Genomic DNA, 13,601 nt, shown 5'->3' with positions numbered 1-13,601 from the left:
TTGAGTAAAGACGTGACATTCTGCCTAGCACCCCCGCACTACCTGGTCCAGTTCGATTACTCATGACAAAAGCACTATTTGATAATAGTGATTCCACGTAGTCCAAGTATCTACCTGACAGATAAGCCAAAGAACAAGCAGTCAAGACCATAGTTATAAATACAACTATCCCAATCAAGTTGACGCCACCCTATCAATTCAAAAAATCATCATATAACCGCAGACCAATTTTTCCACCAAAGTCATTTCCAATCTCACCCGCGAGAACTGCTCCTCCCGCTGCACCAATAATGCTACAAGCCAATGCCCCTGTGCCAAGGGACGAAACTCCAATGGCTAAGCAAGCCGCTTTGCCAGCTGTGCTGCCCATCATCCCACCGATCGACGCCCCGCTCATGCCACCTATTAACGCCCCGCCTTCCACATAAGTAGCCTTACTGCATTCACCCTCACGACCAAGCGTGCAGGCTTTATTAATCGATAAAGCTGTGGACATCACATCAAAAGACATTCCGACATAAAAACCTTTTTTAAGAAACTTTGTTGCCTTTGCAACTCCATCGACCTTCTCAGCGTACCCCTTTATTTCTCCCGCATGGAGATATCGCTTGGTGGAAATATTTAATAACCTTTTCACCGAGGCATCACGTCGCAATCCAGAACCGTATGCAGCTATATTCTTTAATTGTTTTCTAAGCGTAGAGAACAAATCGGCACGTTTCATATAGAATCTATTGCGAGCCTCGGGAGCCTTATCATGCAAATACTCCTGATAGGCATTCTCTATATGCACAAGTGTATCTTTTATTTCTTTCATATGTTTACTCCAAGCATCACTAACCACCCCCACTCCCAATGATGCATAGCCAAGCAAACTTTTTAGGAAATCGAAATTTTCGAGAAAGAACCCATCCGAGCCAACATCATTTAGCACCAACGCAGTATGAATGTTACTGGCTTCAGCCATCAAAAAAGCCTCATGACTGGTGCAGGACGGCGTGGAAAAGTCTCCCACAATGACCAACTCACCTTCCGAGACAACACTGTTAAAGATATGCGCATTCAGAATATCAAACTTAGCCGCCGAATAACCTGAAAGCGACAAGTTACTCTTTAGCGTTTCATAAGTCTGGGTTTTGGGGTTAATGAACGACCGGGCTTCAGACATATGAATACCTCACGCGTACTTCTTGTTACCAATTCGATCCCAACCGCCCGTTACATTGCCGCCACCCGTGCCATCTTCGCGTTTCTGCTGAACATAGGTTGTTTTGATACGCCCGTAATTGAGTTGTACAATTTCTGTCGGCACACCGGCATTCACCTGCTGCGCATAATCAGCAATGATTACCTCTTCGAGAATGACCTCGTAATATTTGAGCTTTTCGCCGCCTGCTCGGCAAAGTGCCAGCTTGACTTCTTTCAGGTGCAGGCCGGAACAGCTAGCCTCCATCAATTTGCAACTGGCACTATCTAGGTACTTGGTGAACGTAAAATTGGTCAAGCTGGTACGCCCCGATGTTGCACCACCTGCCGAGCTTGCAGTCGCAGAAGTACTCTGGGCAACGCCGAATTGATAACCAGTGATTTCAATCCATTTACTATACTTCTCATCCAGCGCTTCGCCTGGAATCCCATCGATTTGAATGAATGCGTCGAACGACATACGTACCTTCTCCTTGGTCATTATTAAAAGAAACAGACCTCGCAATGGGTCGTGCAGAGCGAGGCTAGGCGCTGGAGAACGACGCTGCAATGGAGAGAAGGCGGTAAAATGGCAAATCGGAAATGGACTACGAACAATAAGGAAAAACTGATTTATATAGTTAGGAAATTGTTTCTGGGAATGCCAAAGGAGCGCGGCCCATCGCGGGGCAAGCCCGCTCCTACAGGGAGGGGTTCGGAGTTTTGAAGTTAGCCTGGCTCGGTGGGTGCGGCGGCCCGACTGGCCCTGCGATTAGACCGGCCCAGCCCTCCGCGGCGGCATAGCAAGGGCTTCGCCCTCGATCGCGGGACAAGCCCGCACACAGGGCTGCGCAGCAGCCGCGCCTTATTGGCTGCGACACGGCCTCAGCGATCTTCGTCGTTCCAAGGTGCCTGCAGGTATCGGGTGCGGTTGAACGTTTCCAGCCATTCTGGGCAGAACACCACCAGCGCGCTGATCACCGTGCCGTTGATGAAGGCCTCGGGGAAAATGATCAGCCATAGGTAACCGATGAAGTCCGACAGCCATTCTGGCATGGCGAAACGCCCATCGAGCCATAGCAGGCCCAGCGCAGCGAGCAGGCAGAGCAGCGCCGACAATGCCGCAGCGAAGAACCCCGAGAAGATATAGACGAACAGGTTACGCGGCTGGGCGCGTTCGACCAGGATGGCGCACACCTCCGTCACCAGCACTGGCAGGCCGATGATCAACAGGCCGTTGACGCCCAGCGCGGCCAGCTCCAGGCGCCCGAGGGCGAGCAGGCCGAGTTGGGCCAGGGCACCACCGACAATCGCCAATGGCCAGTCGAGCAGAAGGGTCACGGCGGTCATGCCGATGAAGTGGTAGGACACGCCCGTGTCGAAGTCGCGTCGCACCAACCACAGGATGAACAGGCCGAACACGGTGCCGAACAGCAGGTGCTGGCGGCGGCTGTCGCTGAACAGCTCCACCCAGCGTGTGCGGCCCAGGGCCCAGATGAGCAGGGGCACGTAGCCGAGCCAACCCAAGGTGAGGCTGGTGGTGGACAGGACCTGCGCGCTGATCACCGGTTCGCTCCTTCTGCCGTGCCGAATAGGCCGAGTCTACACCCTATCGTTGCCAGCGCCGGCCGGGCCGGGTTGGGCGAAGGGCGATTCTTGCGCACAAACAGCATCTTACCGTCATCGATAGCGACTAAGCTTGTTCCCATGGATGACTCAGACTACCTGCGCCTGCTCACCATACAGGCCGAACAAGCGAATGCGTTTCTGTCCAATGCCCGCAAATGGGAACGCGAGCGTTGGGTGTGTCAACGCCTGCTGCAAGGGCTGAATATTCCCTACCGCAGCGAGGATTTCACCCCGGCCGGCCAGGAGCCGCCAGACGTATTGTTTCGCGATGCGGCGTTCGAGGTGTTCTTCGTGCTCGATGAAGGGCGCCGGCTCAATGACGAGTGGCGCGAGGAGTTGCAGCGCCGACGCAGCGCGTTTTCCCTGAGCCAGCTGGTGCGCCGCGAGGCCAGGCCACGGCGGATCAGTGCCCAGGAACTGCTCGGGCGCCTGGCGCCGACCCTGCGCAAGAAGGCGCACAACTACCAGGAACGCGGGCTGGACCTGGGCGAGCTGGACATCATCGCCTTCGCCAGCCTCAAGCGCGAAGTACTGGACCTCAACAGCCATTTCCCGCCGCCCACCGAGTACCTGCGCCAGGGTTGGCGGTCACTGTCGCTGGTGGGGCCGACATTTGCCCGAGTGCTGTTCGCCCACCCCGACGCGCCGGATTTCCTACGCGGCAACCTGGGGCGCAGCATTGTCTTCGACGTGGGCATCAGTCTTTGATCCAGTGCCGAGAGTCTTTGCGATGGCGTACACTCGGCGCCAGCGATAGAACGCATTATCATTTGTTTCAAGCGCTTGCGTGAACGCTGTGGCGTGCACGCAGTCACAAACGTCTATCTGACGAGGCCCACCATGACCAGCCGCCTGAATCCTGAAGATCAGCGTCGCGTCGATGAGTATCTGCGTGCCCCCCAGCATCGAGTCGAGCGCAGGCCCTTCCGGCCGTTGCTGCTCCTTGTGCTGGTGGTCGCGGTGACCATCGGTCTGGGCCTGTTGAGCCGCCTGCTGAGTGGACTGGTGCTATGAGCTGCCTCGCGCTCGCCCTCCCCTCCTGCAAGCCGCGGCCGGCCGACATGGCCACGAATTCCGTAAAACTTGTGAGATATCCCAATGACTCATCGCATCGTGATTGTCGGCGGCGGCGCCGGCGGCCTGGAACTGGCGACCCGCCTGGGTAAAAGCCTGGGCAAGCGCAAGCAGGCCGAGATCACCCTGGTCGACGCCAACCTGACGCACATCTGGAAACCTTTGCTGCACGAAGTGGCCGCAGGCTCGCTGAACTCCTCGGAAGACGAACTGAACTACGTGGCCCAGGCCAAGTGGAACCACTTCAATTTCCAGCTGGGACGCATGAGCGGGCTGGACCGGGAAACCAAGCAGATCCAACTGGCCGCGACCCTCGATGAAGAGGGCCGCGAGCTGTTGCCTGCGCGCACCTTGGGCTACGACACGCTGGTGATCGCCGTCGGCAGCAACACCAACGACTTCGGCACCCTGGGTGCGGCGCAACACTGCCTGTTCCTGGACACCCGCAAGCAGGCCGAGCGCTTCCATCAGCAGCTGCTCAACCATTACCTGCGCGCCCATGCCGGTGATGTGGCCAGCGAGAAGATCAGCGTGGCCATCGTCGGCGCCGGCGCAACAGGCGTGGAACTGGCGGCCGAGCTGCACCATGCGGCCCATGAACTGGCGGCCTATGGCCTGGACCGCATCCAGCCCAAGGACATGCACATCACCCTGATCGAGGCCGGCCCGCGCGTGCTGCCTGCCTTGCCCGAGCGCATCAGCGTGCCGGTGCACAAAACCCTGGAAAAGCTCGGGGTGACGGTGATGACCAATGCGGCGGTCAGTGAGGTGACCGAGGATGGGTTGAAGACGGCTTCCGGCGAAGTGATCCAGGCCAGCTTGAAGGTGTGGGCGGCCGGTATCCGCGCGCCGGGCTTCCTCAAGGACATCGACGGGCTGGAGACCAACCGTATCAACCAGTTGGTGGTGCGCCCTACCCTGCAGACCACCCGCGACGATGACATCTTCGCCTTCGGCGACTGCGCCGCCTGCCCGCAACCGGGCAGCGACCGCAATGTGCCGCCACGGGCACAGGCGGCACACCAGCAGGCTTCGATGCTGGCCAAGAGCCTCAAGGCGCGCCTGGAGAACAAGCCGCTGCCAAGCTACGAATACAAGGACTATGGCTCGCTGGTGTCGCTGTCGCGCTTCTCGGCGGTGGGCAACCTGATGGGTAACCTGATGGGCAGCGTGAAGCTGGAGGGCTGGCTAGCGCGGATGTTCTATGTATCTCTGTACCGGATGCACCAGATGGCGCTGTACGGGTTCTTCCGCACGGCGATGATGATGCTCGGGAGCAAGATTGGACGGGGTACCGAGCCGCGGTTGAAGTTGCACTGACGATCGCTGGGGGCGCTTGGCGCCCCTTTCGCGGCGCAAGGCCGCTCCTACACAGGATCGCGTTTTCCTGTAGGAGCGGCCTTGTGCCGCGAAGGCCTGCAAGGCAGGCCCAAAATCGCAGGCGTATCAAATTCGAGGCAAAGAAAAAGGGCATCTCATTCGAGATGCCCTTTTTACATGGTGGGTCGTGTAGGATTCGAACCTACGACCAATTGGTTAAAAGCCAACTGCTCTACCAACTGAGCTAACGACCCGGAAAATGGTCGGGGTGAGGGGATTCGAACTCCTGACATCCTGCTCCCAAAGCAGGCGCGCTACCGGACTGCGCTACACCCCGAAATTGGCTCCGCGACCTGGACTCGAACCAGGGACCCAATGATTAACAGTCATTTGCTCTACCGACTGAGCTATCGCGGAACTGAACTTCGTACAACTTCGAAGTCTGTGTTAGCTTCGAACTCTTCAGCGTTGTCGCTGCTGAGGCCGGCTATTCTACATTCTTCGTTTTGCTTGTCAACCCCCAATTTGCTTTCAAGTTACTGATTTGCAAATTGTTTTCAGATCCCTTGTACCGCCGGTGATCTGTGTAGTGCCTGACAGCGGGGCGTATATTAGGGGCACTCGATTTTCTGTGCAAGTATTTTTTTCAAAATTTTCAGCAAGTTAGATCGGGTCCAGAAAAATCAGGGGGTTGCGTTGTCCCGCAACTGCGTCGGCAGGCCCAACACCAGGAAGCCGATACGAAAGAGCCCCGCCAATGCGGGGCTCTTTCTTTACTGCCGGGCTCAAGCGAAGACGATTTCGTCGCCTTCGACCTTGGCGGTGATCGCCGCGCCTGGCAGGAACTGCCCGCTGAGGATCAACTGCGCCAGCGGGTTTTCGATCCAACGCTGGATCGCACGCTTGAGCGGACGTGCGCCATACACCGGGTCGTAGCCGACGGCGATCAGCTTGTCCAAGGCCTCCGGGCTCAGGCTCAGCGACAGCTCGCGCTCGGCCAGGCGGCTGCGCAGGCGGCCGAGCTGGATCTCGGTGATGCCGGCGATCTGGTCGCGGCCCAAGGGCTCGAACACCACCACTTCGTCGATCCGGTTGATGAACTCCGGACGGAAGTGCGAGCTCACTGCATCCATCACCGCCGCCCGCTGGGCCTCGCGATCACCGGCTAGTTCCTGGATCTGCGCCGAGCCCAGGTTGGAGGTCATCACGATCACCGTGTTGCGGAAGTCCACCGTACGGCCATGGCTGTCGGTCAGGCGGCCATCCTCGAGCACCTGCAGCAACACGTTGAATACATCCGGGTGCGCCTTCTCCACTTCGTCGAGCAGCACCACCGAGTAGGGTTTGCGCCGCACAGCCTCGGTCAGGTAGCCGCCCTCCTCGTAGCCCACGTACCCGGGCGGGGCACCGATCAACCGAGCCACGGAGTGTTTCTCCATGAATTCGGACATGTCGATACGCACCATGGCCTCTTCGGTGTCGAACAGGAATTCGGCCAACGCCTTGCACAGCTCGGTCTTGCCCACGCCGGTAGGGCCAAGGAACAGGAACGAGCCACTCGGCCGGTTCGGGTCGGCCAGGCCAGCCCGGGAGCGGCGCACGGCGTTGGCCACGGCGGTAACGGCTTCGTTCTGGCCGATGACGCGCTGGTGCAGCAGCTCTTCCATCTTCAGCAGCTTCTCACGCTCGCCTTCGAGCATCTTGGCCACTGGGATGCCGGTCCACTTGGACACCACTTCGGCGATCTCTTCCTCGGTCACCTTGTTGCGCAGCAGCTGGTTCTCGCTCTTGCCATGCTGATCGACCATCTGCAGGCTGCGCTCCAGGTCCGGGATCACCCCGTACTGCAGCTCGGCCATGCGGCTCAGGTCGCCCTTGCGGCGGGCGGCCTCGAGTTCCTGACGCGCCTGCTCGATCTTTTGCTGGATCTGTGCCGACCCCTGCACCTCGGCTTTTTCCGACGCCCAGATTTCCTCGAGGTCGGAATATTCGCGCTCAAGGCGCTGGATTTCCTCAGTGAGTTTCTCCAGGCGCTTCTTGGCCGCTTCGTCCTCTTCCTTCTTCAGGGCCTGGGATTCCACCTTCAGCTGGATCAGGCGACGGTCGAGACGGTCGAGCACTTCCGGCTTGGAGTCGATCTCCATACGAATGCGGCTGGCCGCTTCGTCGATCAGGTCGATGGCCTTATCCGGCAGTTGGCGGTCGGTGATGTAGCGGTGGCTGAGCTTGGCCGCTGCGATGATCGCACCGTCGGTGATGGCCACCTTGTGGTGTACCTCATAGCGCTCTTTCAGGCCGCGCAGGATGGCAATGGTGTCTTCCTCGCTCGGCTCGTCGACCAGCACCTTCTGGAACCGGCGCTCGAGGGCGGCGTCCTTCTCGATGAACTGGCGGTACTCGTTCAGCGTGGTGGCACCGACGCAGTGCAGCTCACCACGGGCCAGGGCCGGCTTGAGCATATTGCCGGCGTCCATGGCGCCCTCGCCTTTACCAGCGCCGACCATGGTGTGCAGTTCGTCGATGAACAGGATGATCTGCCCTTCCTGCTTGGACAGCTCGTTGAGCAGGGCCTTCAGGCGCTCCTCGAACTCGCCGCGGTATTTGGCGCCGGCGATCAGTGCGCCCATGTCCAGCGCCAGCAGGCGCTTGCCCTTGAGGCCGTCGGGTACTTCACCGTTGATGATGCGCTGGGCCAAGCCTTCGGCGATGGCGGTCTTGCCGACGCCAGGCTCGCCGATCAGCACGGGGTTGTTCTTGGTACGGCGCTGCAGCACCTGCACGGTACGACGGATCTCGTCGTCACGGCCGATGACCGGGTCGAGCTTGCCTTCCTCGGCACGCTTGGTCAGGTCGACGGTGTACTTGTCCAGGGCCTGGCGCGACTCCTCGGCGTTGGGGTCGTTGACCGCCGCGCCGCCGCGCAGGTTGTTGATGGCGTTCTCCAGGGCTTTCTTGCTCACGCCCTGGCTGAGCAGCAGCTTGCCAAGCTTGCTGTTCTCGTCCATGGCAGCCAGCAGCACCAGCTCGCTGGAAATGAACTGGTCGCCCTTCTGCTGGGCCAGGCGGTCAGCCTGGTTGAGCAGGCGCGCCAGGTCCTGGGACATGTTCACATCGCCGGTAGGGTTCTGGATCTTCGGCAGATGGTCCATCTCCTTCGCCAAGGCCTGGCGCAGGCCATTGACATCGAAGCCGACCTGCATCAGCAGGGGTTTGATGGAGCCGCCCTGCTGGTCGATAAGCGCCTGCATCAGGTGCACGGGCTCGATGGCCGGGTGGTCCATGCCCACGGCCAGGGATTGGGAATCGGATAACGCCAGTTGCAGCTTACTGGTCAAACGGTCTATTCGCATGGGGGATACCTTCCTATAAGGGCAGGCGGAGCGATGGATAGCACCTGTAATGAAGAAACCTGCCTGAGATGACCAATAGATAAGGGTGATTCTGAAAGATTCAAGCGTAGCGGGGTTGACACGGGTCAGCAGGTTGAGTTGTGACTGGGCTGCTTTGCAGCCCAATCGCCGGCAAGCCGGCTCCCACAAGGATCGGGCCAGTGCTCAGAAACTTTGCAGGGCAGTTGCTCCCACCGTTCCTACAAGGAAGTGTGGCTCAGGCTTGCAGCCATACCAGGGAGGCGAAGCGCCCGCCTTGCGGCGTGCGGCGATAGGAGAAGAAGCGCGGGTCGTTGACCGTGCACAGGCCGCCGCCATACACGGCGGTGACGCCACGGGCCGCCAGGCGAATGCGGGCGAGCTGGTAGATATCGGCCATCAGCTTGCCCGGGCGCTGCCCCGGCACGAAGGCTTGGGCCGCTTCAGGATGTTCGGCGGTGAAGGCATCGCGCACTTCCATGCCGACTTCGAAGGCCTGGGGGCCAATGGCCGGGCCAAGCCATACCAGCACATCCTCGGCAGGCACGCCAAGGCGGTCGAGGGTGGCCTCGAGCACACCGCCCGCCAGCCCGCGCCAGCCGGCATGGGCCGCTGCCACGCGGGTGCCGGCGCGGTCGCAGAACAGCGCGGGCAGACAGTCGGCGGTCATCACGGTGCAGGCGATGTTGGGCTGGTCGGTGAAGCTGGCGTCGGCCTCGGCCACACATGCCGGGTCGGCGTCGGCCACGACCACGCCATGGACCTGCTTGAGCCAGGCCGGGCGAATGCCGAATGCGTCGCTCAGGCGGCGACGGTTCTCGGCGACCGCGGCCGGGTCGTCGCCGACGTGGTCACCGAGGTTGAAGGTGTCGTAGGGCGGCAGGCTGACGCCGCCCTGGCGAGTGGTGACGCAGGCGCGAACCGAGGCCGGGGCCGGCCAGTCGGGGAACAGCAGCGACTGCGTCAGGCCGCTCATCCGATGAAGCTCTCGCGGTCCTGGTTGAGCAGCGACAGCAGCCAGACGAAATCATCCGGCAGCGGCGAGGCCCATTCCATGCGCTCGCCGGTGGTCGGGTGGTCCAGTGCCAGGAAGCGCGCATGCAGGGCCTGGCGCGGGAAGTTCTTGACCGCCTCGACCATGGCCACGCTGGCTGCCGGCGGGATGCGGAAACGGCCGCCGTACGTCTGGTCGCCGACCAGCGGGAAGCCCACATGCGCCATGTGCACGCGAATCTGGTGGGTACGGCCGGTTTCCAGCTTGACCCGCACATGGGTGTGCGAGCGGAAGCGCTTGAGGACACGGTAATGGCTGACCGCAGGCTTGCCGCCGTCGGTCACCGCCATGCGCTGGCGCATGCCACCATGGCGACCGATGGGCGCGTCGATCTTGCCACCGGCGGTGACCACGCCAACCACGATGCATTCATAGATGCGGCTGACCGAACGTTTTTGCAGTTGGTCGACCAGATTGGTCTGGGCCTGCAGGGTCTTGGCGACCACCATCAGGCCGGTGGTGTCTTTGTCCAGGCGGTGCACGATACCGGCGCGCGGTACGTTGACGATGTCCGGCACGTGGTGCAGCAGGGCATTGAGCAAGGTGCCGTCGGCATGGCCCGCCGCCGGGTGCACAACCAGCCCGGCGGGCTTGTTGATCACCAGGATCTGGTCGTCTTCGTAGACGATGTCCAGCTCGATGTCCTGGGCCACCCATTCGCCCTGGGCCTCCTGCTCGGCCTCCAGGGCCAGGATGGAGCCACTGTGGACGGTGTCGCGCGGGCGCAGCACCGCGCCGTCGACCGTCAGGCGACCGTCCTTGATCCACGAGGCCAGGCGCGAGCGCGAGTACTCGGAGAAGAGTTGGGCGGCGACCTGGTCGAGGCGTTGACCGCCCAGTTCGGACGGGACCTCTGCGCTAAGTTGAATGATCTCGGACATGCTCGATTCGGCGGGCGCACAGCCTTTGGTTTCGGCTGCACGCTTGTGGTTAAATACGACTTCTTTTGCCCCGGGTTCGGCCGGGGGCGCTCATCATAACAGGACGGCACCGCCCAAGACAGCGGCCGTCAAAGGGACGCAAGCCGCCATGCAAGTGAAACACCTGCTGCTGATCGCCATCCTCGGGCTCACCGCTGCCTGTTCCTCCAACAAGGAAGTCGTCGACGAGAACCTCAGCGAGGCCGAGCTGTACCAGCAGGCGCAGGCCGACCTGGACAACCACAGCTATACCAGCGCCGTGAGCAAGCTCAAGGCCCTGGAGTCGCGCTACCCGTTCGGCCGCTACGCCGACCAGGCCCAGTTGGAGCTGATCTACGCCAACTACAAGAACGCCGAGCCGGAAGCCGCCAAGTCCGCCGCCGAGCGCTTCATCCGCCTGCACCCGCAGCACCCGAACGTCGACTACGCCTACTACCTCAAGGGCCTGACCTCGTTCGACCAGGACCGTGGCCTGGTGGCGCGCTTCCTGCCGCTGGACATGACCAAGCGTGACCCGGGCGCCGCCCGCGACTCCTACAACGAGTTCGCCCAGCTCACCAGCCGCTTCCCCAACAGCCGCTACGCGCCGGACGCCAAGCAGCGCATGATCTACCTGCGCAACCTGCTGGCGGCCTACGAGATCCACGTGGCCGACTACTACCTGAGCCGCCAGGCCTACGTGGCCGCGGCCAACCGTGGCCGCTACGTGGTCGAGAACTTCCAGGAAACCCCATCGGTTGGCGACGGCCTGGCCGTGATGGTCGAGGCCTACCAGCGCCTGCACCTGGACGAACTGGCAGCCACCAGCCTGGAAACGCTCAAGCTCAACTACCCAGACCACCCAAGCCTGGTCGATGGCCAGTTCGAGCCCAAGCAGGACGAAGCCGACAACCGCTCGTGGCTGTCCAAGGCGACCCTGGGCCTGATCGAAACCGACACCCCGCTGCCGCCGGGCGAGACCCGCGCCAACCAGGACGTGGTCAAGCAGTTCCAGGATGCTCGTGCAGAAATGCCTGAAGAACTGCTGCCCAAGGACGAAGACGGTGATGCGATCCGCCCTGAAGGCCCGAAGGAAGCCGAGAAGGACCGTTCGTGGTTCAGCTACATGACCTTCGGTCTGTTCGACTGATCGACCGCTGCATGAGAAAGGGAGGCCCGAGGCCTCCCTTTTTTATTGGCGCCGCCCTAGACTGTCGCTCTTCATTCTCGACAAGCTGGACACCATGGTTCGTCTACTTTTCTGGATCGCCCTGATCGCCGCTGCGTTCTGGCTGTGGCGCAAGTTCAAGGCCAGCCAACACACTCCTGCCGAGCCCAAGCTCGACGACCCGCTGAAGATGGTGCGCTGCGCCCACTGCGGCGTGCACCTGCCCAATGACCGCGCCCTGCGGCTGGGCAACGACTGGTATTGCAGCCAGGCGCACCTGGAGCAAGGGCCCGGCTCGCAGCGTTGATGTTTCGGGGGTGGCCCGCTCCCAGAGGTTATTGTGTGGGCGCGGGTTTACCCGCTCTTACATCACGCGACCAGACGCGGACCTGGCGCATAAGGCGCCGGGTCGATGATCGGCTCGCGGCCGCTCAGCAGGTCAGTGAACAGCTGGCATGATGCCGGCGCCAGCACCAGCCCGTTGCGGTAATGCCCGCAGTTCAACCACAGCCCATCGTGCCCCGGCACGCGCCCGATATAGGGGATGCCCTCGGGCGACCCTGGGCGAAGGCCTGCCCAGTGCGCCACCACCGTGGCATCGGCCAAGGCGGGCAGAAGCTCCACCGCGGATGCCTTGAGGCTCTCCAGTGCCTCGCCGGTGGGCGTCTTGTCGTAGCCGGCATGCTCCAGGGTGCTGCCGACCAGGATATGCCCGTCGCGACGCGGAATGGCGTAGCGCCCCTTGGCCAATACCATGCTCGGCAGGAAGTCTTCGGCGCATTTGAACAGGATCATCTGCCCCTTGACCGGCTCGACCGGCAACGCCAGCCCCAGGGTCTTGAGCAGGTCGCCGCTCCAGGCGCCAGCGCTGAGCACCACGTCATCGGCTTCCAGCACACCTTGGGCAGTCTGCACACCGGTTACACGCCCCTGCTCCTGCCGGAACCCGGTGACCGCGCAGTGCTCGCGCAGGGTCACGTTGGGCAGGGCCTGCAAGGCAGCCTTGAGCGATTTGACCAGCCGCGGATTGCGCACATTGGCCACGCCTGCCATGTAGATGGCGCGCTTGAAGCCGGGGCCGAGAACCGGCACGGCATCGTAGGCCGCCGAGATGTCCACGGCGCTCAGCGGCCGCTGCTCGCGCTCAGCCCATGCCAGGGCTTGGGCTTCGTCGTCCAGGTCCAGCCAGTACAGGCCCGTGGTGTGTACTTCAGGATCGATCCCGGTCGTGGCGAACAGCCGCTCGCCCAACTGCGGGTAGAAGTCCTGGGACCAGTGCGCCAGCGCGGTCACCGCCGGGCTGTAGCGCCAAGGGTAGAGCGGCGAGACGATACCTCCGCCGGCCCAGGACGACTCGCGCCCTACTTCGCCCTGGTCGCAGACCACCACCCGGTCGAGCTTCGGCGCGAGGTTGAACGCAGTCAACAGGCCGATCACGCCGCCGCCGACAATCACTACTTGCTTGCTCATCTGTCGTTCCACTACCTGAAATATGAACCGGGCCTTCAATAACCCCAGCAACCTTCGGCCGTCGCACCTGCGCCTGGGTTGTCACGCGCGCCGGCATGGTCAAGCTGATAGTCGCCGCAGTGGTCGTCGGCCATCAGCCCATCGGGCTGGCGCCTGGCGAGCAGGCGGAAGCTGTCGTCATCGCGTTGCACCTGTACGCTGTAGTAGCGGGTGCCGGCAGGCAATGGCGGTAACTGAGGGTCGGAACCTGCGTATTGGCCCGTGCGCGCACGGTGGCGCTCCAGGCGCAGGGCTGCGTCCTGCAGCAGGCCAACCACTTCACTTCGCGCGGCACGCCTGAGCTGGTCGCTGTAACTGGGGTAGGCAATGGCTGCCAGAATGCCGCTGACGGCCACGACAATCAACAATTCGATCAGGCTCAGGCCTCGCTGCAT

At 61.6% G+C, this 13,601-nt stretch carries 13 protein-coding genes and 3 tRNA genes; 5 read left to right on the top strand and 11 right to left on the bottom strand.

Annotated elements, in window-relative coordinates:
* Positions 1–193 precede the first annotated feature (193 nt).
* The 3 genes from ACNFCI_RS14345 to ACNFCI_RS14335 form a co-directional block, all read right to left on the bottom strand.
* Entirely contained in the window at positions 194–1,168 is a 975-nt protein-coding gene (locus tag ACNFCI_RS14345) for a hypothetical protein (protein ID WP_368829380.1), read from the bottom strand.
* A gap of 9 nt (positions 1,169–1,177) precedes the next feature.
* Positions 1,178–1,666 (bottom strand): Hcp family type VI secretion system effector, encoded by a 489-nt coding sequence (locus tag ACNFCI_RS14340; RefSeq protein WP_224457928.1) that lies wholly within the window; start codon positions 1,664–1,666, stop codon positions 1,178–1,180.
* Between the two features lie 404 nt (positions 1,667–2,070).
* Positions 2,071–2,751, bottom strand: coding sequence for an energy-coupling factor ABC transporter permease (locus tag ACNFCI_RS14335; RefSeq protein ID WP_368829381.1), 681 nt, complete (start codon positions 2,749–2,751; stop codon positions 2,071–2,073).
* Positions 2,752–2,892: 141 nt separating this feature from the next.
* Here ACNFCI_RS14335 and ACNFCI_RS14330 point away from each other — a divergent pair, with 141 nt between their 5' ends.
* From ACNFCI_RS14330 to ACNFCI_RS14320, 3 genes are all read left to right on the top strand, one after another.
* Positions 2,893–3,522, top strand: a complete 630-nt coding sequence (locus ACNFCI_RS14330; protein WP_084857037.1) for a DUF1780 domain-containing protein — start codon at positions 2,893–2,895, stop codon at positions 3,520–3,522.
* Between the two features lie 132 nt (positions 3,523–3,654).
* Positions 3,655–3,828, top strand: a complete 174-nt coding sequence (locus tag ACNFCI_RS14325; protein ID WP_084857035.1) for a DUF3094 family protein — start codon at positions 3,655–3,657, stop codon at positions 3,826–3,828.
* An 84-nt stretch (positions 3,829–3,912) separates the two neighbouring features.
* Positions 3,913–5,208 carry an NAD(P)/FAD-dependent oxidoreductase gene (locus ACNFCI_RS14320; protein ID WP_084857033.1) on the top strand — a complete coding sequence of 432 codons (1,296 nt, stop codon included), beginning with the start codon at positions 3,913–3,915 and terminating at the stop codon, positions 5,206–5,208.
* 178 nt (positions 5,209–5,386) lie between these two features.
* On the opposite strand, the gene ACNFCI_RS14315 is transcribed toward ACNFCI_RS14320, so the two are convergent.
* From ACNFCI_RS14315 to rluD, 6 genes are all read right to left on the bottom strand, one after another.
* Positions 5,387–5,462: transfer RNA gene (locus ACNFCI_RS14315), tRNA-Lys, on the bottom strand.
* 6 nt (positions 5,463–5,468) lie between these two features.
* Positions 5,469–5,545, bottom strand: a tRNA-Pro gene (locus ACNFCI_RS14310).
* 4 nt (positions 5,546–5,549) lie between these two features.
* Positions 5,550–5,625: transfer RNA gene (locus tag ACNFCI_RS14305), tRNA-Asn, on the bottom strand.
* Positions 5,626–5,993: 368 nt separating this feature from the next.
* A complete protein-coding gene (gene clpB, locus ACNFCI_RS14300) occupies positions 5,994–8,558 on the bottom strand; it encodes an ATP-dependent chaperone ClpB (protein ID WP_084857031.1) in 2,565 nt (854 codons plus the stop codon).
* Positions 8,559–8,814: 256 nt separating this feature from the next.
* Positions 8,815–9,552: a peptidoglycan editing factor PgeF gene (gene pgeF, locus ACNFCI_RS14295; RefSeq protein WP_416768026.1), complete on the bottom strand. Its 738-nt coding sequence runs from the start codon at positions 9,550–9,552 to the stop codon at positions 8,815–8,817.
* Entirely contained in the window at positions 9,549–10,511 is a 963-nt protein-coding gene (rluD, locus tag ACNFCI_RS14290) for a 23S rRNA pseudouridine(1911/1915/1917) synthase RluD (RefSeq protein ID WP_196144454.1), read from the bottom strand. Before rluD ends, pgeF begins: the two co-directional genes overlap by 4 nt.
* Positions 10,512–10,659: 148 nt before the next feature.
* On the opposite strand from rluD, the gene ACNFCI_RS14285 reads away from it, so the two are divergent.
* Both ACNFCI_RS14285 and ACNFCI_RS14280 read left to right on the top strand, forming a co-directional pair.
* Positions 10,660–11,679 carry an outer membrane protein assembly factor BamD gene (locus ACNFCI_RS14285; protein WP_084857026.1) on the top strand — a complete coding sequence of 340 codons (1,020 nt, stop codon included), beginning with the start codon at positions 10,660–10,662 and terminating at the stop codon, positions 11,677–11,679.
* 94 nt (positions 11,680–11,773) lie between these two features.
* Complete coding sequence (locus ACNFCI_RS14280) at positions 11,774–12,004, top strand: PP0621 family protein (protein WP_084857024.1); 231 nt, start codon at positions 11,774–11,776, stop codon at positions 12,002–12,004.
* A 62-nt stretch (positions 12,005–12,066) separates the two neighbouring features.
* Here ACNFCI_RS14280 and thiO read toward each other — a convergent pair whose 3' ends face one another.
* Both thiO and ACNFCI_RS14270 read right to left on the bottom strand, forming a co-directional pair.
* Complete coding sequence (gene thiO / locus ACNFCI_RS14275) at positions 12,067–13,167, bottom strand: glycine oxidase ThiO (protein WP_416768025.1); 1,101 nt, start codon at positions 13,165–13,167, stop codon at positions 12,067–12,069.
* A gap of 35 nt (positions 13,168–13,202) precedes the next feature.
* On the bottom strand, positions 13,203–13,601 hold the full coding sequence (locus tag ACNFCI_RS14270; RefSeq protein WP_416768024.1) for a type IV pilin protein: 399 nt from the start codon (positions 13,599–13,601) through the stop codon (positions 13,203–13,205).

It is taken from the genome of Pseudomonas sp. NY15356 (genome assembly GCF_048068175.1).
In the GTDB taxonomy this organism is placed as follows: domain Bacteria; phylum Pseudomonadota; class Gammaproteobacteria; order Pseudomonadales; family Pseudomonadaceae; genus Aquipseudomonas; species Aquipseudomonas putida_K.
The sequence above is the reverse complement of the archived record's forward strand: the minus strand, read 5'-3'. Positions and strand labels throughout refer to the sequence as shown.

Coding starts and splice junctions, on each gene's coding strand:
- ACNFCI_RS14280 (WP_084857024.1), top strand. CDS start 11,774: ATGGTTCGTCTACTTTTCTGGATCGCCCTGATCGCCGCTGCGTTCTGG.
- thiO (WP_416768025.1), bottom strand. CDS start 13,167: ATGAGCAAGCAAGTAGTGATTGTCGGCGGCGGCGTGATCGGCCTGTTG.
- ACNFCI_RS14345 (WP_368829380.1), bottom strand. CDS start 1,168: ATGTCTGAAGCCCGGTCGTTCATTAACCCCAAAACCCAGACTTATGAA.
- pgeF (WP_416768026.1), bottom strand. CDS start 9,552: ATGAGCGGCCTGACGCAGTCGCTGCTGTTCCCCGACTGGCCGGCCCCG.
- ACNFCI_RS14320 (WP_084857033.1), top strand. CDS start 3,913: ATGACTCATCGCATCGTGATTGTCGGCGGCGGCGCCGGCGGCCTGGAA.
- ACNFCI_RS14325 (WP_084857035.1), top strand. CDS start 3,655: ATGACCAGCCGCCTGAATCCTGAAGATCAGCGTCGCGTCGATGAGTAT.
- ACNFCI_RS14285 (WP_084857026.1), top strand. CDS start 10,660: ATGCAAGTGAAACACCTGCTGCTGATCGCCATCCTCGGGCTCACCGCT.
- ACNFCI_RS14270 (WP_416768024.1), bottom strand. CDS start 13,601: ATGCAGCGAGGCCTGAGCCTGATCGAATTGTTGATTGTCGTGGCCGTC.
- clpB (WP_084857031.1), bottom strand. CDS start 8,558: ATGCGAATAGACCGTTTGACCAGTAAGCTGCAACTGGCGTTATCCGAT.
- ACNFCI_RS14340 (WP_224457928.1), bottom strand. CDS start 1,666: ATGTCGTTCGACGCATTCATTCAAATCGATGGGATTCCAGGCGAAGCG.
- rluD (WP_196144454.1), bottom strand. CDS start 10,511: ATGTCCGAGATCATTCAACTTAGCGCAGAGGTCCCGTCCGAACTGGGC.
- ACNFCI_RS14330 (WP_084857037.1), top strand. CDS start 2,893: ATGGATGACTCAGACTACCTGCGCCTGCTCACCATACAGGCCGAACAA.